Source organism: Bacillus cereus group sp. BfR-BA-01350, from assembly GCF_022663775.1.
In the GTDB taxonomy this organism is placed as follows: domain Bacteria; phylum Bacillota; class Bacilli; order Bacillales; family Bacillaceae_G; genus Bacillus_A; species Bacillus_A paranthracis.
In genome coordinates this window covers 117,418-136,244 of sequence record NZ_JAKUGD010000007.1, presented here as the reverse complement: position 1 = coordinate 136,244, position 18,827 = coordinate 117,418, and the positions used below count along the sequence as shown (strand labels likewise).

Genomic DNA, 18,827 nt, shown 5'->3' with positions numbered 1-18,827 from the left:
AAAATATTCCGCAACAAGCTAACAATACTTTTGCAAGTTTGTCCATAAACATATAATGGTTTCCCCTTTGTTTCGTTGTTTTCTATTTTAATTCGACAACTGTTACGCCTAGGCCTCCCTCGCCCATGTCACCGTAACGGAATGTTTTTACACCGCGGTGCTTCTTCAAGTAATCTTGAACACCTTGGCGAAGTGCTCCTGTTCCTTTACCGTGAATGATTGATACGCGAGGATAGCTTGCAAGCTGGGCATCGTCTAAGTATTTCTCAACGCGCGCCATTGCATTTTCAAATCGTTCACCACGAAGATCAAGCTCTAGCGAAACATGATAGTCTCTACCTTTTACTGTTGCAACTGCTTTTTTCTCTGTTTGCTTCGGTGTGTTAATGTATTCCATGTTAGACTCTTTTACTTTCATCTTCAGAATACCGATTTGTACGCTCCACTCTGTATCGCTTACTTTTTCAAGCAATTGACCTTTTTGACCGAACGTTAATACTTTTACTTCATCACCTGCGCGTAACTGTTGTTTCGGCGCAGTATTTTTCACGTTTACTTTTTGTTTCTTCACAAGCTCTGGTGCTGCGCCTTCTAGACGGCTCTTCGCTTCAATTAACTCGTGATCTTTCACGTTTGCAAGCTGTGCTTTACGCAATTGACGAAGTTCTTGAATAATGCCTTCTGCTTCTTTCTTTGCAGCTTCGACTTTTTCTTCTCCTTCTTTTTGCGCTTTTAATAATCGTTCATCACGTTCTTCGTTAAATTCAATAATTTGACGTTGTAATTCGCGATGCAGTTTTTCAGATTGCTTGCGAAGCGCTTCTGCTTCATTCCAGTCACGCTCTGCGTTCTTTTGACTTTCTTCTAACTTCGCAATCATATTTTCAATTTTGTTTGTATCTGTACTAATGTGATTGCGCGCTTGCTCAATGACGCGATCAGATAATCCAAGGCGTTTCGAAATTTCAAAGGCATTACTACGTCCTGGTACACCGATTAATAATTTATACGTTGGACTTAATGTATTTACATCAAACTCAACGCTCGCATTAATAACTTGCTCACGATTATATCCGTATGCTTTTAATTCTGGGTAATGCGTCGTAGCAACAACGCGGGCACCGCGATTACATACTTCATCTAAAATTGAAATGGCAAGTGCAGCCCCTTCTTGCGGGTCTGTTCCAGCACCTAATTCATCGAATAAAACTAAGCTTTCAAAATCAGCTTTTTCTAAAATATCAACAATGTTCACCATATGTGAGGAGAACGTACTTAAACTTTGTTCAATCGATTGCTCATCACCGATATCAGCAAAGATATTTTTGAATACACAAATCTCTGACTCATCCATTACTGGAATGTGAAGACCAGATTGCGCCATTAAAACACAAATACCAACTGTTTTCAGTGTAACTGTTTTACCACCTGTATTCGGTCCCGTAATAACAATTGTCGTGAAATCTTTACCTAACATAATGTTATTTGGCACGATAACTTCTGGATCAATAAGCGGATGACGTGCCTGTCTTAAATCCATATAACGCTCGTTATTTACGATTGGCTTCGTTGCTTTAATACGCTTCGCATAAAAAGCTTTCGCAAATATGAAGTCAAGATTTGCAACTACTTCTACGTTTGATAAAACGATATCGGCTTCTACTGCCACTTCTTCTGTTAACATTAATAAGATGCGTTCGATTTCTTGTTTTTCTTTCACACGTGCTTCTTGGAGCGCGTTATTTAACTCTACAATGACTTGCGGTTCAATAAATAACGTTTGTCCCGAAGCTGATTGATCGTGAACAATACCGCCATATACGCCGCGGTATTCTTGTTTTACTGGGATTACGTAACGTTCATTACGAATCGTTACAATTGAGTCAGACAGCATCTTTTGCGCGTTTGAAGAACGCGTCATGTTTTCTAACTTTTCACGAATACGGCTTTCTGCAGTACGAATTTGAGTACGAATACCGCGCAGTTTATCACTTGCGCTATCGACTACTTCCCCGCCATCACCGATGCAATTTGTAATTTTCTTTTCTAAATCATATAAAGATACAATTTGAGCGACATGAGTTTCTAAAATGGGAAGCTCAACACCATTATCAACCATATCTTCAATGAAACGTTTCATATTGCGACTACCATACATCGTATTCGCAATATCAAGTAGTTCATTCGGACTTAACATACTTCCAATCTTTGCACGCTTCACATTGGAGCGAATATCCGTAATACCACCTAATGGCGCACTACCTTTTAAACGAATGACTTTCGCTGCTTCATCCGTTGTATCTTGCATCTCTACAATTTCTTCAAAATCAGTGCTCGGCACTAAGTTCTTCACTTTGTCACGACCAAGTGAAGATGCTGTATGTTCAAGTAATTGTTCTTTTACTTTATTATATTCTAATACACGCAACGTTCTTTCTAACATGTTGCAGGTCCCCCTTGTGTTACTTATTACGTTTAATATAGTCTAATAAACGTTCAATATCCCACGTGTTAATTACGTTATCTTTTTGAATCCAACCTTTACGTGCTGCCGCTACACCTGTTTCCATATCTTCTAACATTTCAAGTGTATGAGCATCCGTGTTAATCGCTACTTTTACACCGGCATCTTGTGCTTGTTTTAATAATTTCGCGCTTAAATCTAGACGGTTTGGATTCGCATTTAATTCTAAAACTGTATTTGTTTCTTTTGCGAGTTCGATTAATAAGTCTGTATCTACATCGTAGCCCTCACGACGTCCAAGAAGACGTCCTGTCGGATGGGCAATCATTGTGACATGTTTATTCTCTAGCGCAGCACGAAGACGTTTCATAATCGTTTCACGGTCTTGTGAGAAGCTAGAATGAATTGCTCCAATGACATAATCTAGTTCTGCTAATACTTCATCATCAAAATCAAGCGAGGCATCCGGTAAAATGTCCATTTCAATTCCGCGTAAAATTGTAATGTCTGGATACTTTTCGTTCATACGTTCAATTTCTTTCGCCTGCTCGCGAAGGCGCTCTTTCGTTAAACCGTTCGCTACTTTCAAGTATTGTGAGTGATCAGTAATTGCCATAAACTTATATCCACGAGCACGGCACGCTTGTACCATCTCTTCAATAGAAAAAGCACCATCACTCCATGTTGTATGCATATGTAAATCACCTTTTATATCAGAGAACTGAATTAAGTTTGGATACTCTTTAATTAATTCAATTTCTTTTCCATCTTCACGAACTTCTGGCGGGATAAATGGAAGACCGAAATGAGCAAAGAATTCTTCTTCAGTCTCAAATGTTTTCACTTCCCCTGTTTCCAAGTTCTCTACACCGTACTCACTAATTTTCTCGCCTTTATCTTTTGCGATTTGACGCATTTTTACGTTATGGTCTTTGGACCCTGTGAAATGGTGAAGAGTTGTAATAAACTCTTCTGGTTTTACTAGGCGGAAATCAATCGAAATATCATATTCATATTGAAGACGGACCGAAACTTTCGTATCTCCGCTCGCGATTACTTCAATCATATTATCAAATTGTAGTAAATGCTCACGTACTGCAGCTGGTTCTGTCGTTGCAATGATAAAGTCTAAATCTTTTACTGTTTCACGAACACGGCGCAAACTACCAGCGCGAGAGAAACGAATTACCTCAGCAATATTCGACAATTTCTCCTCTATTTCCCCGGCAATAGGCAATACCATTGCGATTGGTAAACGCTCCGGACGGGATCCTACTTGATCGATTGCTTCTAATATTTTCTCTTCTGTTTTTTTGCCGAAACCAGCTAAAGCTTGTACTTTATTTTCCTCACAAACCGCTTTTAGCGACTCCATATCAACAACACCAAGTTCTTTATATAACTTAGCTACCTTTTTACCACCTAGGCCTGGCAATTTTAATAACGGTAATAAGCTACTTGGAACCTCTTTTTCAAGCTCTTGTAACACTTCAGATGTTCCCGATTCTATATATTCTTGAATAACTGCTGCCGTTCCTTTTCCAATGCCCGGAATCTTCGTGAAATCTTCAATCTCAGAAAGACTACGATCGTCACTTTCTAGCGCTGCTGCCGCTTTACGAAATGCAGATATTTTAAATGGATTCGCGCCCTTTAGTTCCATAAAAAGCCCGATTGTCTCTAATAATTTAATTACTTGTTTTTTATTTACTTTCATCATTGTCCCGCCTTTCTTTCATAGAAAAAAACTTCTCTTTCCGAAAAAAGAGAAGTTATACTCTGCTACCTGTCTGCCATAGTTCCTTCACCTTTTCAGAGAGAATCGGTGTATCGTCTACAATTATTTTGCTAATTGATGATTGTTGTAATGGTGTTTGTAATTGTTCAATCGGAAGAATGTTCCCAATGATAATTAAGACAAACAAAATAATATATACTTCTAAAAATCCGAGGATTGCCCCCGCAAACGCATTTACTTGCTTTAAAACCGGTATTTCTGCAAACATATTTAACAAATTACCAAGTAATGAAAGTGCAATTTTTGTAATAATAAACAATATAATAAACGCAAGTGCTTGATAAAATACTGTTTCAATATTATTTGCATCAATCCATTCTGGAACAGATACATTTTTATCAAATGGATACGGAATAAATTTCGCAAGTGCTGGCGCTAAATCTTTACAGTACCAGTATGCAACAAGGTATGCGATAATAAAGCTTGTTAACTTTACAAGTTGCAGAATAAACCCTCTGCGTAAGCCGAGGAAAAATCCCATAACAAGCAGTAAAATGATAATAATATCAATCATGTTATTCCATTCCTTTTTTTGTCATACTTTCTTTCAATTTCTCATGTTCTTCTTTTAATTTTATGTAATCGTGTATGACGTTTACCGCCGTCAATACCGCTAGTCTACTCGTGTCAAGCGAAGGATTCTTGGCATTGAGTTCGCGCATTTTATCATCCACAATCGCTGCTACCATGCGGATATGACTTGTACTTTCATCGCCAACAACTGAATATTGCTGACCATAGATTTCTACATTAATTCGACTTTTCTTTCCCTTTTGTTGTGACAACTCACCGGCCTCCAATCACGTACAGAATCCTAAAGTTTATCATACCATGAACCTTCATAATATGGAAACAGAAAGAACAATCCGATATGATAAAAATAACAATATAAAAAAAGGGGCAACCATTATGTCAAATTCTATCGTAATTCAAACAAATTCTACAGTAATTGAAGACATGAAACAACAATATAAACATTCGCTTAGCCCGAAAACTCCGCAAGGCGGGATCTTCATGGCAAAGGTGCCATCTTGCACAATTACAGCATATAAATCTGGAAAAGTAATGTTCCAAGGTGGACGTGCTGAAGCAGAAGCTGCCCGTTGGCAAACTGTCTCCCAAACTCCAAAAACAGCTGTAAAAAAAGCTGTCGATTCACACCGTTATGCACCGCCTGCTTCCATCGGTACAATGTCGATCGTAGGGTCAGATGAAGTGGGTACTGGTGATTTCTTCGGACCGATGACAGTCGTTGCTGTATATGTGGATGCGAAGCAAATTCCACTACTAAAAGAACTTGGTGTAAAAGACTCTAAAAACTTAAATGACGAACAAATTACTGCCATTGCAAAACAACTTCTACACGTTGTCCCTTACAGCTCTCTCGTTCTTCATAACGAAAAATATAACGAGCTATTTGATAAAGGAAACAACCAAGGTAAACTAAAAGCTTTGCTACATAATAAAGCTATTACAAACTTATTAGCTAAAATGGCACCTACAAAACCTGAAGGCGTCTTAATCGACCAATTCACACAGCCTGATACATACTACAAATATTTAGCAAAACAAAAACAGGTACAGCGTGAAAATGTTTACTTCGCAACGAAAGGCGAAAGCGTCCATTTAGCAGTAGCCGCCGCCTCCATTTTAGCTCGTTACTCATTCGTAAAACAATTTAACGAACTAAGCAAAAAAGCTGGTATGCCCCTTCCAAAAGGTGCAGGTAAACAAGTTGATATCGCCGCCGCTAAATTAATTCAAAAGCTTGGTAAAGAACGATTACCTGAGTTTGTGAAACTGCATTTTGCTAATACGGAAAAGGCGTTTCGCTTACTAAAATAGTATCGACAAAAACAGGAGCCTACAAACTCCTGTTTTTTGTTTTATCCTACTATTGTCCTTATAGTTTTGTTATAATTACAATATACAGATTATTCTAACATAGGAGGAGATTCCCATTGCTACTTCTACAAATGATTCTAAATATTTTACTAGGTAATCCACACGAAAGGCAGTTTGAAATTAGAGAAAACATTCAGCTGCTAAGTGAACAACGAGCGTTCAACGATTTAATAGAGCGCTATGGCCGATCTTTCTTATTAAACTTTCGGATCCGCAGGTTTATCGGGAAACACGATGCCCGCTTGTTAATACATAATCCAGCAAAACTACAACACTTCTGTGAGGAACTTGAATGTATGATTAGAAAAAGGAGGTTTTTCATATGAACGCTGTAAAAGTTAAAAAGGTATTATATGCATTCGTACACATCGTAGGTCCTCTATCTTACCTCACTATTTCTATCATTTGGGGCGCTTTTTTCACTACTAAATCTACATTTGAAAATATATCTGATAATCTTGGCGTGATGGCCATCTATTACGTGTTCATGAGTTTACTGTGGTTTTTCTATTTCGATCGATTAGACAAGGATGTAGATAACATTACAAAAGAGATTCATGATAAAAAGATATAACACATAAAAAGGAGAGTCGCCAAGACTCTCCTTTTTATGTTAGCTTTGTTTCTGCTTCTTATTAGATGAAGATACTTTATGAGAACCTGTTTCATGTGTTGTCGTTCCTTGTCCTTCTACTTCTGGAGAACCTAGGCCCGATCTCGAATGATCTTTTTTCACTTTTTTACTCATTTATATTCACCCCTTCGCGTTACTTTTTGCTACAGGAGAATAAACTATACAAAATAAAAAGCGAGAGGAAATCCTCTCGCTTTTTTCATATTTTAGAATTCAGAAGAACCTGGAGTTCTTGGGAATGGAATTACGTCACGGATGTTAGCCATGCCAGTGATGTACATTAGGAAGCGCTCGAAACCTAGACCGAATCCAGCGTGTTTTGTACCGCCGTATTTTCTAAGTTCTAAGTACCACCAGTAGTCCTCTTCTTTCATGCCTAATTCTTTAATTCTATCTACTAAAACGTCCATTCTTTCTTCACGTTGGCTTCCGCCGATTAATTCGCCGATGCCAGGAACTAGAAGGTCAGTAGCAGCTACTGTTTTACCGTCGTCATTTAAGCGCATGTAGAATGCTTTAATGTCTTTCGGATAGTCAGTTACGAATACAGGGCGTTTGAAGATTTCTTCTGATAAGTATCTTTCATGCTCTGTTTGTAAGTCAATACCCCATTCTACTGGGTATTTGAAGTCAGCACCTGATTCTTGAAGTACTTTAATTGCTTCTGTATAAGTGATGCGACCGAAGTCAGAGTTAATTACGTTGTTCATGCGCTCTAGAACTGTTTTATCAACGAAGCTGTTGAAGAATTCCATTTCTTCTGGTGCATGCTCTAATACGTATTTCATTGCATATTTCAGCATATCTTCTGTAAGGTTCATTACGTCACCTAGTTCAGCGAATGCAATCTCAGGCTCAACCATCCAGAACTCAGCAGCGTGGCGAGTTGTGTTTGAGTTTTCTGCACGGAATGTAGGTCCGAATGTGTATACATCACGGAATGCTAATGCATAAGCTTCAGCGTTCAGCTGTCCACTTACTGTTAAGTTTGTTTCTTTGCCGAAGAAGTCTTTTGATTCATCAACTTGTCCGTCTTCGCCTTTTGGTACGTTGTTTAAATCTTGCGTTGTTACGCGGAACATTTCGCCCGCACCTTCTGTATCACTACCAGTGATGATAGGTGTATGAACATGTACGAATCCACGCTCTTGGAAGAATTGGTGAATCGCAAATGCTGCGATAGAACGTACGCGGAACGTTGCAGAGAATGCATTTGTTCTTGGACGTAAGTGAGCAATTGTACGTAAGTATTCAAACGTATGACGTTTCTTTTGAAGTGGGTAATCAGAATCTGATAAGCCCTCAATATCAATTTTTTCTGCTTTAATTTCAAATGGTTGTTTCGCTCCAGGCGTTACAATTACTTTACCTTCTACTTTAACTGAAGAGCTAAGTGGAAGTTTTGCAATTTCTTTGAAGTTATCTAATTCTGTATCGAAAACGATTTGAACGCTTTTGAAGAAGCTACCGTCGTTTAATTCGATGAAGCCAAATGCTTTTGAATCACGTAAGTTACGAATCCACCCTGATACTTGTACTGTTTGACCTGCGTATTTATCTGTATCTCTATACAGACTTTTTACTAATGTGTTTTCCATAGTGAAATTCTCCTTTGCTGATATATTTAAATACAAAAAAACCTTTCATCCATAAAGGGACGAAAGGTTAAACTTCGCGGTACCACCCAATTTGTCATAAAGACCAACTTTAACTCGTATGTAATACATACTTCCCGGTTTGTAACAGGCCGGATTCCCGTCTAAGTCTACTCTTGAATACAAGATTCAATTTCGGTTAGCAACTCCAAGGTGTTCTTCACATATACCGCCTCATCAGGCTCTCACCATCCCTGACTCGCTTTGGATTATAGTATATACTACTTTTCCTTATCATCGTCTTTCATTTTGTTAAACTAAAATTAATGTACTACATTCGTGAGAAAGATGCAAGGTGCCAGAAAATATATCAGCGATTTTCACAATATATCGAACGTAACTCCAAATATATCGGCGATTTTTATAATTTATCGACTTACCGACATTTTCCGACAACCAATCCACTAAAAAAATTGCCGGAATAAATCCGGCAATTTCTTATTACTTACGTAACTCCGCACCAAATTTCTCTTCTACCGCTGTTAACACGCGGTTATGTGCTTCTGTTACTTCTTCGTCTGTTAACGTACGCTCTGGATCGAAGTAGTTCATAGAGAATGCAAGTGATTTCTTGCCTTCTTCCATTTTTTCACCTTCGTATAAGTCAAATAGTGTTACGTCTTTCAGAAGTTCTCCACCAGCTTCAGCAATAACTTGCTTCATTTCGCCAGCTTTTGTTTCTTTCGTTACGACAACAGCCATGTCACGTGTCATAGATGGGAAACGTGGAATTGCTGAGTAGTAAGTTTCTTCAGCGTCTGCACCGAATACTTTTACAAGAGATAGTTCGAATACGAATGTATTTTTCACATCTAATTGTTTTTCTGCTTCTGGGTGCAATTGACCGATGAAACCAATTACTTCGCCTTCTAATACGATGTCAGCTGTACGACCTGGGTGCATACCTTCACGTTTTGCTGGTGCATATGTGATTTGGTTTGAAACGCCAAGTACGTCAAATAGACCTTCTAGTACACCTTTCACAACGAAGAAGTCTACTACTTTTTTCTCACCTTGCCATGCATGGTGAAGAGCAAGACCTGTCATAACACCCGCAAGATGTTGTTCTTCTTTCGGAAGTTCTCCTTCTTCTGTCGGTAAGAAGATAGAACCTACTTCGTATAAAGCAACGCTATCGTTTTTACGAGCGACATTGTATGAAACTGCTTCTAACAATTGTGGCACTAAGCTTAAACGAAGTTGGCTGCGTTCTTCACTCATTGGAAGTGCAAGAGCTACAGGCGCTTTTTCGTTTGGCTCCACCATATATTGTTTCGCTTTGTCAGCGCTTGTTAATGAATACGTGATTGCTTCATATAAACCAGCACCTTCTAAGAAGCGACGTACTTTACGACGTTTCGTTTGCGCTGCTGTTAATTTACCACGTGTCATTGTTCCAGATGGTAATGTAACTGGAATGTGATCATAACCGTATAGACGGCCCACTTCTTCTACTAAGTCTTCTGAAATTGTAATATCAGGACGACGTGCTGGTACATTCACGTGGAATGTTCCTTCTACTTCTGTAAATGGGAATTTTAAGTTTGTGAACATTGTACCCATTTCACTTGCAGAAATATTTGTACCTAATACACGGTTTACTTTTTCAGCAGTAACAGATACTGTACGCTCTTGTACTTGTAAGTTGTCAGCTTCTACTACTCCTTCAAGTGCTTCACCGCCAGCGTATTTCGCCATTAAAGCAGCTGCATGTTGAATTGCTTCAAATGTACGTGTTGGGTCGATTCCTTTTTCGAAACGTGCACTTGATTCACTGCGAAGACCTAAGTCTTTTGATGTACGGCGCACTGTTTGACCTGCAAAGTATGCAGACTCAATTAGAACGTTTACTGTCTCATTTGTAACTTCTGAATCCGCTCCGCCCATTACACCAGCAACAGCTAACGCTTTTGTGCCGTTTGTAATAACAAGGTGGTGGCTTTGTAACGTACGTTCTTGATCATCTAATGTTTCAATTTTTTCGCCTTCTTTTGCAAGACGAACAACGATTTCTTTTGAACCTAATTTATCGTAATCGAATGCATGTAACGGTTGACCGTATTCCATTAAAATGTAGTTTGTAATATCAACTACATTGCTAATCGGACGAATGCCAGCTGCCATTAGGCGAGTTTGCATCCACATTGGTGATGGACCAATTTTTACGTTCTTCACCATTTTTGCAATATATAATGGGTTTTCTTCTTTCGCTTCTACACTTACAGAAATGTAATCAGAAGTTTTTTCTGCTGTTTCTTGTAAGTCGATAGCTGGAAGTTTTACTTCGCGGCCGTAAATAGCAGCTACTTCATATGCAACACCTAACATGTTTAAGCAATCTGCACGGTTTGGTGTTAAACCAAGCTCAAGTACTTCATCATGTAAGTTTAAAATTTCAAGTGCATCTGCACCAACTTCAGCGTCACTTGGGAAGATGAAGATACCATCTGCGTATTCTTTTGAAACTAACTTTCCATCAATGCCAAGCTCTTGAAGAGCACAAACCATACCGTGAGAAGCTTCACCACGTAGTTTTGCTTTTTTAATTTTGAAATTACCAGGAAGTACAGCGCCAACTTTTGCAACTGGTACTTTTAAACCTTTTGCAATGTTAGCAGCACCACAAATAATTTGAACTGGTTCTTCTTCACCGATATCGATTAAACATTTGCTTAACTTATCAGCTTCTGGGTGTTTTTCACATTCTAATACGTGACCAACTACAACACCTTTTACACCTTTATTTAATACTTCAACACCTTCTACTTCAATACCACTTTTCGTGATTTTGTCTGCTAGTTCTTGTGCTGTTACATCTTTAATATCTACATACTCTTGTAACCAACGATATGATACGAACATACTTATCCTCTCCTTCCCTTACGCTCGTTTGAATTGTTGTAAGAAACGTACATCATTTGTATAGAAATGACGAATGTCATCTACGCCGTATTTCAACATTGCGATACGCTCTGCGCCCATACCGAATGCGAAACCTTGATATTCTTTTGAATCATAACCAGCCATTTCAAGTACGTTCGGGTGAACCATACCTGCGCCTAAAATTTCGATCCAACCAGTTCCTTTACAAGTGCCGCAACCTTTGCCGTGACACATCATACAAGAAATATCCATCTCTACAGATGGCTCTGTGAATGGGAAGAAACTTGGACGAAGACGGATTTCACGATCTTCACCGAACATCTTTTTCACGAATACTTGCAGTGTACCTTTTAAGTCACTCATGCGAATGTTCTTATCAATTACAAGACCTTCAATTTGCATGAACTGGTGTGAATGAGTCGCATCATCGTCATCGCGGCGATACACTTTACCAGGACAAATAATTTTAATTGGGCCTTTTTCTTTATTATTTTCCATCGTACGTGCTTGCACAGAAGATGTATGTGTACGTAGTAACGTTTCTTCTGTAATGTAGAATGTATCTTGCATATCGCGTGCTGGGTGATCTTTCGGTAAGTTTAATGCTTCGAAGTTGTAGTAGTCTTTTTCTACTTCTGTTCCTTCCGCTACTTCATAACCCATACCGATGAATACATCTTCAATTTGTTCAACAACAGCTGTTAACGGATGGTGACAACCTGTTTCAACAGGACGACCTGGCAATGTAACATCAATTGTTTCAGTTGCTAATTTCGCTTCAATTACTGCTTTTTCTAAGTTGCTGATTTTGTCGTCTAGACGCGTTTGAATCGCTTCACGTACTTCATTTACTAATGCTCCCATACGTGGACGCTCTTCTGCTGATAATTTTCCCATGCCGCGTAATACTTCTGTAATTGGACCTTTTTTTCCTAAATACGCTACGCGTACGTCGTTTAAGCCTTTTAGCTCTTTCGCTTCTTCAATAAGCTCTAACGCTTTTTGCTTTAGCTCTTTTAAACGTGCTTCCATTTGGAACCCTCCTAATTTTAAAAATAAAAAAACCTCGCTCCCAAAAAGGGACGAGGTAAATTCGCGGTACCACCCTAAATTGACAGAACATGTCTGCCCACTCATTAGTTATAACGATCAATTCTGACCGGAACGCCTTTACATATACATGGTCCTGGCGTCAACTCCAGAGGTGAATTCACTTCCGTCTACCATAAGAATGCTTTCAGTCTACGGCATTCTCTCCCTATATGGCGATTTTGTAAGCTACTCTTCTCTATCAACGTTTTTCGTTATTTAACTTTTAATATAATGTACTTCAACTTATTATAAGAAGTTTTTTATTTGTTCGCAACCGGGCTTTGCAAATAATACGTTAAAATCCCTGCTGCAACTGCAACATTTAATGATTCTGCCCCGCCGTAAATCGGAATATACAAGTTTTGATCCGTTTTCGCAAGAATTTCTTGGCGTACGCCGTTTCCTTCATTTCCTACAATTAATGCAAAACTACCAGCTGGTGTTACTTCCCCGTACGGAACTCCATTTTCAAGAGCTGTTCCATATACAGGAACGTTATTTTCTTTTAGTTTGTCTACCCATTCTTCTAAGTTTCCTTTTACAATTGGTAAGTGAAAAATAGAGCCTTGTGTAGAGCGGAGTACTTTACTATTATATGCATCAACACAACCTTCTCCAAGCACAACGGCATGAATACCAGCTGCATCAGCTGTACGAATAATTGTCCCTAAGTTACCTGGGTCTTGCAGGCCATCTAATAAAAGAAACTTCCCATCAGCAAGAGCTACTTCCTTCTCATGCTTTTCACAAACCGCAAATACACCTTGCGTCGTTTCTGTTTCACGAAGTACTTTTACGATTGCTTCCGGTACGATATACATTTCTACATCATTAACTGTCCAATCTTTCGGAAGGTCTGTCTGATCTGAAACGATAAGTTCTGTTACAACTCCTGCTTTTAAAGCTTCCTCCACTAAATGGAATCCTTCTACAAAAAATAAACCTTTTTTATCGCGCTCTTTCTTCGTCTGCAGCTTTTTCCACTGCTTCACACGCGGATTTTGTACTGAATCAATGTTTTTCATAATATGTATTTCCCTCTCTTCTTGTCTTATCATTATAGCCTATTTTTCATACATATTTACATAAAAAAGAACAAAAACTAACGTCAGTTTCAATTCTGAAGAAGAGGTGAAAACAATGAGTTTTAATTTACGCGGTGCTGTATTAGCAAATGTATCTGGTAATACACAAGACCAATTACAAGAAACAATTGTCGATGCAATTCAAAGCGGTGAAGAAAAAATGCTTCCAGGTCTTGGTGTTTTATTCGAAGTCATTTGGAAAAACGCTGATGAAAATGAAAAGCATGAAATGTTAGAAACACTAGAGCAAGGATTAAAAAAATAAGCAATTTAAAAATCACCTTTGCATAAGCTAAGGTGATTTTTTTGCGGAAATTTTTTTCTTCTCCTAAACATTTCTACTTTACTAACGAACTATGATGGAGTACAATGTTCAAAATACATTTAAACCGATCGATTTTCTTTATAGACACCATTAGATAAAAGGAGTGAATGTTTTATGCACCGTATTACGCTTGAACAAATTTTTAAACACCACATTACACAAAAATACGTAAATCGTTCTGGGATGGTCCACGCGATCGCTGTCGCTTACCATGCGTTTCACTTAGCTAAAAAGCATCACGCCTCAGTCGATGCTGCGACAAAAGCCGGTTTCCTTCATGATATCGGACATCATACGTGGTACACAGGCGGCGAATGGGACTATGATTTATATAAAAAGAATGATATACACGCAATTAAAGGAGCAGAAAGAGCTCATAAATTGCTTATTAGATTAGGAGAGCACCCTAAACTAGCAAAAGAAATTTCTATCGCCATTCTTCTTCATACAGATTCTTTCTTAGTACAGCAAGAAATCGAAAGAACATCTCTGCAAAACATTATTAAATGGGCAGACGAAGCAGATGAAGAACCGGGCGGAGCGCATCATTATCGAACAATTTCTTATGAAAAAGCACTAAAAGCAATTCAACAGTTAGACCGATTGGTAGAACGTGAATTACAAATAGAGCAATCAAAATCAAATAACAAAGCAGAACATAGTTACCAATAAGAAAGAGGCATCACTATAGGGTGATACCTCTTTTATTATTTTATGGAAAATACACCTTTATATGTAATATTTAAATATTACACCCGAAAACAAGATGTTTTATAATTAAATATACAAATATAAAGAGGTGATTTTACATATGCAATCTGCTACACAACTTTCTAATGAACAGAACTACTCTATGTCATGGTTACAATTTCTTGGAGTTCTATTCATTCTCTTTCCATGTCTCTCATTAATAAATATAATTCTTACATTTTTACCTATTGAGTTATACGGATACATTAACCCAAATACAAATAAATTTTTGCTTGATTCTATAAAAAATGTAAGTTATGAATTAGTTGCCTTACTTTTACTAATTGCATTTATCACGAAATATAGACCACTGAAAGAACTAGTATTACCTACATTCGATTTTCGAGTTTTAAAATCTTTTCGGATGTACATCTATGTTCTTATTTATTATGTAATCACCTTGTTTGTAGATATGTTTGTGCTAGATAAATTATTCCCTTCATCCGTACAAGAACAGTCTGATGCATTACAACTTTCAACACTAGAGCACTATCCACTTCTCTTACTTCTAGCTAGTGGGATTTTTGCCCCTATTTTTGAAGAGCTTGTATGCAGAGGGATTCTTCTTCGTTTTTTCGAAGAGAAGTTTACCTTTTGGATAGCTGTAATCCTCTCAAGTTTAATTTTCGGTATTGCTCATGCCTACTCTGTGGGAGTTATGTTTAGTGCATTTGTTACTGGAATTTTCGCTTGTTTATTATACAAACAAACTAAATCTATTATTCCAGCTATCCTATTACACATTTTAACCAACATAATCGCTTTTTTACATTAAGAGAGAGGTATCACAATTATAAACTCTTCTGTTAACACTTTTAGACAAACCATTTGTACAGAACATCAATATAAAATTATTACTGTCTGTAAATAGTAGCTTCAACATATCTTTTTTACTACAATGATGACTTTTTTGTACAAATATCCTATAATCTTTATATATAATTATTTAATATAAAAGGATAGGTGATTCACTATTATACAAGCCACGCAACTAACTTACCCACAAAAGCATCCTATGTCACTCTCGCAATTTCTATTTTCGCTTGTTTTCGCGATTTGGGGAACAGGATTTCTAGCTGACCTCTTTATAGGTCTTCCTACCGTTATTTATACAGAAGGTTTAACCGATCCAAAACAAATTGCTTTAGCAAAATCACTTACTACTTTTGGAAGGCATTTATTTGTATTGTGCATTTTATTAATTTTAATTTATGCATATAAACCGTTAAGAAATTTAATTGTCCCAACACTAAACTTTACAGCATTAAAAAAAGTAAGCACATACATCTATATAATCCTTTTTTACGGGATACATATCGTTAATGATATATTTATAATTAATAATATTTTTCCTGATGCGGTAAATGAACAGTCATCCGCCTTAGACCTAGAAATGTTAAAACAATACAAACTGTTATTGCTGATAGGTGGCGCTATACTTGTACCTATTTTTGAAGAACTTATAGTCCGCGGTATTATTCTTCACTTCCTACAACAGCGCTTCCCCTTTTGGATTGCAGCACTTGGGTCTAGTTTCCTCTTCGGAATAGGTCATATATATTCAACTGGTGTGATGTTTAGTATGTTCATCATGGGTCTATTTATGGCGATTTTATGTAAAAAAACAAAATCCATTATTCCAGCTATATTACTTCATATTATGAATAATATGTTAGCCTTTTTAGGATAAAGAGAGGTATCATCACGATACCTCTCTTTACTCTTTTATAACAACTTCAAACTCTTCTTCCGTTAACACTTTTCGATAATTCGTTTTCTTTTCTCCCTCTTCACCAGAAGTTAGGACAGGCGTCAGTATAATTTTCGTTACACTATTTTCTAGTTTTTCAAAACGCCAATAACTATTTTTCGATAAGGTAAGACCTGAATGTGGTATTAACTCTTTACCATCTTGATCTTTTCCAATAAATGTTACATCTACCTTTGTTCCATTCAACATCTTATAGTTCAACTTTGTAGATATAGGAGACACTTTCAAATCTTCCACTTCTATTTTTTGACCATTTTCTAATTTAAAATGCTTATGAATTGGAATTGTTTTCGTTTCAGCTTTTAATTTGTCCCCAGATGCTTTAAAGGAAAAACCCCATTCTCCTTTCCATGTTGATTTCCCCTCTTTTAAAGAGATATCCCTATACACAACTTGTATATCACATTCTCCACGAATTTCTAGAGGATTCATTTCATCGTCTTTTAAATCTACATTTGAGAAAAATGTATATGTGTATTCATTTATTTTTTTGTCTCCGCCACTACCGCTGCCATTTAACAGTTTTCCATTTATATAAATATCAGGGCTAGGATAAGAGTCCTCTAAATTGACCTGACTAGACTTAAACGTACTATTAACAATAATCTGTCCCTCATCTATCATCACTTCGTCTAATCGTACTTCTACACCATTATCATAAACTGTTTGTCCTATTGTCGTTTTATATTCTTTTAAAGGTTCTCCTCTACTGTTCACGTAGTCTTCCATTTTACTTCCGATTAACGGTATATCTGCAATCATCCTTCTCATATCTACAGTCATCATCATAATAAATAATGCCGCGGCCGTTGTTACAATAGCTATATTCTGTTTCGTATGGGCTTTGTTCTTGTTTATTTTTTTGTGAATTCGCTTTTTTATTTTCTTTTTCTCTATGTGCGTTAGGTTAATCTCTTCATATTCATTCTCATCCATTTTTATATCATTTAACATTTCATATGGATCTTTCATTTCCTTCACCTCTTTTCTTATTTATTTCATCCGGTTATGTAAAAATAATGCCCTTAACTTCTTTCGACCTCTTGATAGACGATTGTATATAAAAGAAGTTTTCACCCCCATTTTCTCCGCAATATCTTCTACACTATCCTCTTCCACGTAATGCTTCATAAAAATTTCTTTATCGTTCTTCTTTAAATGATTTAATATATGTTCCATATCATTACTAATCTCTTTTTTAGTAGTATCGGTATGTACCGCTATTTCATCTATTTGATCTATTCCTTTTTCATTTACTGTCTTCGTATATTTTCTCGCATAATCGATAGATTTATATTTTGTAATAGCTGCAATCCAATTTTTTAGCGTATTTTTCTCTTCATCATACTTTTCAATATGATTCCAAATTGCCAATAACACATCATCCATACATTCCTCTTGCACATCTTCAAACGAAGCTAAATGCTTCTGAATAATACTTTTTATTAGTCCGCCGTATTGGTCAATAATAAAATACAATGCTTTTTCATTCCTTTTCCTTAGCTGATTTACAACATTTTCTTCTGTAATTTTCATACGTCTCCTCCCCTCTCTCATGCTCTACATCTATTAATTCGTATCGGTACTACTCATTTCTATCAATTTATACATATTTATTATATAATATCCAAAATAAACCTCATGTAGTAAAATATAACTGATTACACAGAAGGAGATTACATATGTTGAGCTTACTTTGGGTTGTTTATATGCCACTTCTTGTTTTATGCGGATTCTTCGGTGGTATTTTTTTAATTGTTACTAGCGTGAAACACCGTAAATTATTTGTCGGTTTAATGGGGCTACTTAGCTTTTCCTTTGTCACACTACCTTTTGTTTTTTGGGGCATGGGAGTGGAGAGCAATACAATCATCCCTATTTCAACTACTTTATATTGGGTACTGTTTTCTTTAACTGGATTATTAGCTGGATTAAGTGGATTACAAGCAAAGATTAAAAGTATCCGTAATATGGGATTCATTATTTTTATCGCTGGTATATTAGGGGTTATCTTCTGGTTACTCATGACTGTGGGTGATTCATACTATATATAATATTTTTTGAAACTCACAAATCGGAGGTAGTACAGAAGTGTTCGGAATATTAACTTGGATGATTTTAGCTCTTACTTTGATGTTATGCGAATTCATTGTCGGTATTTTTTTAATTATTGGTGGCATGAAACATCGGAAATCACTTACCACTATAGCTGGTTTCATTAGCATATCCCTTATCATTGTTCCTATCATTTGTATAGGTTCTGGAATAGATTTAGAGGGGATGGTTCCAATTTCGGGAACTTTATATTGGTGCTTCTTCTCTTTAGCTGGACTATTAGCTATTATAAGCGGAAGACAAATATCGAGTATTCGTTCTATGGGGACGATTTTGTTTATAGCAGGGCTTTGCTCCGTAACTGGTTATCATCTTTTATATGTAACTGCATAAAAAGCACAAAAAAGCAG

20 protein-coding genes and 2 other annotated features are annotated in these 18,827 nt (G+C 37.0%); of the genes, 9 read left to right on the top strand and 11 right to left on the bottom strand.

From position 1 onward, the window contains the following. Positions 1–82: 82 nt before the first annotated feature. From MR147_RS16810 to zapA, 4 genes are read right to left on the bottom strand one after another with little or no spacing between them, the layout of a single operon-like run. A complete protein-coding gene (locus MR147_RS16810; RefSeq protein WP_074610096.1) occupies positions 83–2,443 on the bottom strand; it encodes an endonuclease MutS2 in 2,361 nt (786 codons plus the stop codon). 19 nt (positions 2,444–2,462) lie between these two features. Then, entirely contained in the window at positions 2,463–4,181 is a 1,719-nt protein-coding gene (gene polX / locus MR147_RS16805) for a DNA polymerase/3'-5' exonuclease PolX (RefSeq protein ID WP_000867535.1), read from the bottom strand. Between the two features lie 55 nt (positions 4,182–4,236). After that, positions 4,237–4,776, bottom strand: a complete 540-nt coding sequence (locus MR147_RS16800) for a CvpA family protein (protein ID WP_000565408.1) — start codon at positions 4,774–4,776, stop codon at positions 4,237–4,239. A 1-nt stretch (position 4,777) separates the two neighbouring features. Further along, the gene (gene zapA, locus MR147_RS16795; protein WP_000082701.1) at positions 4,778–5,047 is read right to left on the bottom strand and encodes a cell division protein ZapA; all 270 of its coding nucleotides are present in this window, start codon (positions 5,045–5,047) and stop codon (positions 4,778–4,780) included. Between the two features lie 124 nt (positions 5,048–5,171). On the opposite strand from zapA, the gene rnhC reads away from it, so the two are divergent. From rnhC to MR147_RS16780, 3 genes are all read left to right on the top strand, one after another. Further along, positions 5,172–6,107, top strand: a complete 936-nt coding sequence (rnhC, locus tag MR147_RS16790; RefSeq protein ID WP_074610094.1) for a ribonuclease HIII — start codon at positions 5,172–5,174, stop codon at positions 6,105–6,107. A 116-nt stretch (positions 6,108–6,223) separates the two neighbouring features. After that, positions 6,224–6,493 carry a hypothetical protein gene (locus MR147_RS16785; protein WP_074610092.1) on the top strand — a complete coding sequence of 90 codons (270 nt, stop codon included), beginning with the start codon at positions 6,224–6,226 and terminating at the stop codon, positions 6,491–6,493. Beyond that, entirely contained in the window at positions 6,490–6,741 is a 252-nt protein-coding gene (locus MR147_RS16780; protein ID WP_074610090.1) for a hypothetical protein, read from the top strand. The genes MR147_RS16785 and MR147_RS16780 overlap by 4 nt, the downstream gene beginning before the upstream one ends. Positions 6,742–6,780: 39 nt before the next feature. On the opposite strand, the gene MR147_RS16775 is transcribed toward MR147_RS16780, so the two are convergent. From MR147_RS16775 to MR147_RS16755, 5 genes are all read right to left on the bottom strand, one after another. Beyond that, positions 6,781–6,915 carry a YuzL family protein gene (locus MR147_RS16775; protein WP_000039589.1) on the bottom strand — a complete coding sequence of 45 codons (135 nt, stop codon included), beginning with the start codon at positions 6,913–6,915 and terminating at the stop codon, positions 6,781–6,783. Between the two features lie 92 nt (positions 6,916–7,007). After that, positions 7,008–8,399, bottom strand: coding sequence for an asparagine--tRNA ligase (gene asnS, locus MR147_RS16770; RefSeq protein ID WP_000432166.1), 1,392 nt, complete (start codon positions 8,397–8,399; stop codon positions 7,008–7,010). Between the two features lie 52 nt (positions 8,400–8,451). Next, positions 8,452–8,703: a binding site (T-box leader), on the bottom strand. Positions 8,704–8,897: 194 nt separating this feature from the next. After that, the gene (gene pheT / locus MR147_RS16765; protein ID WP_074610088.1) at positions 8,898–11,318 is read right to left on the bottom strand and encodes a phenylalanine--tRNA ligase subunit beta; all 2,421 of its coding nucleotides are present in this window, start codon (positions 11,316–11,318) and stop codon (positions 8,898–8,900) included. An 18-nt stretch (positions 11,319–11,336) separates the two neighbouring features. Then, entirely contained in the window at positions 11,337–12,371 is a 1,035-nt protein-coding gene (pheS, locus tag MR147_RS16760; protein ID WP_000388219.1) for a phenylalanine--tRNA ligase subunit alpha, read from the bottom strand. 43 nt (positions 12,372–12,414) lie between these two features. Beyond that, positions 12,415–12,643: a binding site (T-box leader), on the bottom strand. A 48-nt stretch (positions 12,644–12,691) separates the two neighbouring features. Next, entirely contained in the window at positions 12,692–13,489 is a 798-nt protein-coding gene (locus tag MR147_RS16755) for a TrmH family RNA methyltransferase (RefSeq protein ID WP_139302891.1), read from the bottom strand. An 82-nt stretch (positions 13,490–13,571) separates the two neighbouring features. Here MR147_RS16755 and sspI point away from each other — a divergent pair, with 82 nt between their 5' ends. The 4 genes from sspI to MR147_RS16735 all read left to right on the top strand — a co-directional run bounded on the left by sspI (position 13,572) and on the right by MR147_RS16735 (position 16,281). Then, on the top strand, positions 13,572–13,781 hold the full coding sequence (sspI, locus tag MR147_RS16750; protein WP_000009513.1) for a small acid-soluble spore protein SspI: 210 nt from the start codon (positions 13,572–13,574) through the stop codon (positions 13,779–13,781). Between the two features lie 174 nt (positions 13,782–13,955). Then, a complete protein-coding gene (locus tag MR147_RS16745; RefSeq protein WP_000554791.1) occupies positions 13,956–14,513 on the top strand; it encodes an HD domain-containing protein in 558 nt (185 codons plus the stop codon). Positions 14,514–14,652: 139 nt separating this feature from the next. After that, a complete protein-coding gene (locus tag MR147_RS16740) occupies positions 14,653–15,366 on the top strand; it encodes a CPBP family intramembrane glutamic endopeptidase (protein ID WP_074610084.1) in 714 nt (237 codons plus the stop codon). A 240-nt stretch (positions 15,367–15,606) separates the two neighbouring features. Next, complete coding sequence (locus MR147_RS16735) at positions 15,607–16,281, top strand: CPBP family intramembrane glutamic endopeptidase (protein ID WP_074610082.1); 675 nt, start codon at positions 15,607–15,609, stop codon at positions 16,279–16,281. 27 nt (positions 16,282–16,308) lie between these two features. Here the strand turns inward: MR147_RS16735 and MR147_RS16730 are convergent, their stop codons facing one another. Both MR147_RS16730 and MR147_RS16725 read right to left on the bottom strand, forming a co-directional pair. Further along, a complete protein-coding gene (locus tag MR147_RS16730; protein WP_074610079.1) occupies positions 16,309–17,334 on the bottom strand; it encodes a DUF4179 domain-containing protein in 1,026 nt (341 codons plus the stop codon). Between the two features lie 21 nt (positions 17,335–17,355). After that, a complete protein-coding gene (locus tag MR147_RS16725; RefSeq protein WP_074610076.1) occupies positions 17,356–17,898 on the bottom strand; it encodes a sigma-70 family RNA polymerase sigma factor in 543 nt (180 codons plus the stop codon). Between the two features lie 146 nt (positions 17,899–18,044). Between MR147_RS16725 and MR147_RS16720 the strand changes: the two genes are divergently transcribed. After that, positions 18,045–18,416, top strand: a complete 372-nt coding sequence (locus MR147_RS16720) for a hypothetical protein (protein WP_000950050.1) — start codon at positions 18,045–18,047, stop codon at positions 18,414–18,416. Between the two features lie 37 nt (positions 18,417–18,453). After that, complete coding sequence (locus MR147_RS16715; RefSeq protein ID WP_074610074.1) at positions 18,454–18,810, top strand: ammonia permease; 357 nt, start codon at positions 18,454–18,456, stop codon at positions 18,808–18,810. Positions 18,811–18,827 lie beyond the last annotated feature (17 nt).

Excerpts from the sequence above, each read along its gene's own strand:
- MR147_RS16810 (WP_074610096.1), bottom strand. The coding sequence starts at position 2,443 with ATGTTAGAAAGAACGTTGCGTGTATTAGAATATAATAAAGTAAAAGAA.
- polX (WP_000867535.1), bottom strand. The coding sequence starts at position 4,181 with ATGAAAGTAAATAAAAAACAAGTAATTAAATTATTAGAGACAATCGGG.
- MR147_RS16800 (WP_000565408.1), bottom strand. The coding sequence starts at position 4,776 with ATGATTGATATTATTATCATTTTACTGCTTGTTATGGGATTTTTCCTC.
- rnhC (WP_074610094.1), top strand. The coding sequence starts at position 5,172 with ATGTCAAATTCTATCGTAATTCAAACAAATTCTACAGTAATTGAAGAC.
- MR147_RS16780 (WP_074610090.1), top strand. The coding sequence starts at position 6,490 with ATGAACGCTGTAAAAGTTAAAAAGGTATTATATGCATTCGTACACATC.
- MR147_RS16775 (WP_000039589.1), bottom strand. The coding sequence starts at position 6,915 with ATGAGTAAAAAAGTGAAAAAAGATCATTCGAGATCGGGCCTAGGTTCT.
- asnS (WP_000432166.1), bottom strand. The coding sequence starts at position 8,399 with ATGGAAAACACATTAGTAAAAAGTCTGTATAGAGATACAGATAAATAC.
- pheT (WP_074610088.1), bottom strand. The coding sequence starts at position 11,318 with ATGTTCGTATCATATCGTTGGTTACAAGAGTATGTAGATATTAAAGAT.
- pheS (WP_000388219.1), bottom strand. The coding sequence starts at position 12,371 with ATGGAAGCACGTTTAAAAGAGCTAAAGCAAAAAGCGTTAGAGCTTATT.
- MR147_RS16755 (WP_139302891.1), bottom strand. The coding sequence starts at position 13,489 with ATGATAAGACAAGAAGAGAGGGAAATACATATTATGAAAAACATTGAT.
- sspI (WP_000009513.1), top strand. The coding sequence starts at position 13,572 with ATGAGTTTTAATTTACGCGGTGCTGTATTAGCAAATGTATCTGGTAAT.
- MR147_RS16745 (WP_000554791.1), top strand. The coding sequence starts at position 13,956 with ATGCACCGTATTACGCTTGAACAAATTTTTAAACACCACATTACACAA.
- MR147_RS16740 (WP_074610084.1), top strand. The coding sequence starts at position 14,653 with ATGCAATCTGCTACACAACTTTCTAATGAACAGAACTACTCTATGTCA.
- MR147_RS16735 (WP_074610082.1), top strand. The coding sequence starts at position 15,607 with ATGTCACTCTCGCAATTTCTATTTTCGCTTGTTTTCGCGATTTGGGGA.
- MR147_RS16730 (WP_074610079.1), bottom strand. The coding sequence starts at position 17,334 with ATGAAAGATCCATATGAAATGTTAAATGATATAAAAATGGATGAGAAT.
- MR147_RS16725 (WP_074610076.1), bottom strand. The coding sequence starts at position 17,898 with ATGAAAATTACAGAAGAAAATGTTGTAAATCAGCTAAGGAAAAGGAAT.
- MR147_RS16720 (WP_000950050.1), top strand. The coding sequence starts at position 18,045 with ATGTTGAGCTTACTTTGGGTTGTTTATATGCCACTTCTTGTTTTATGC.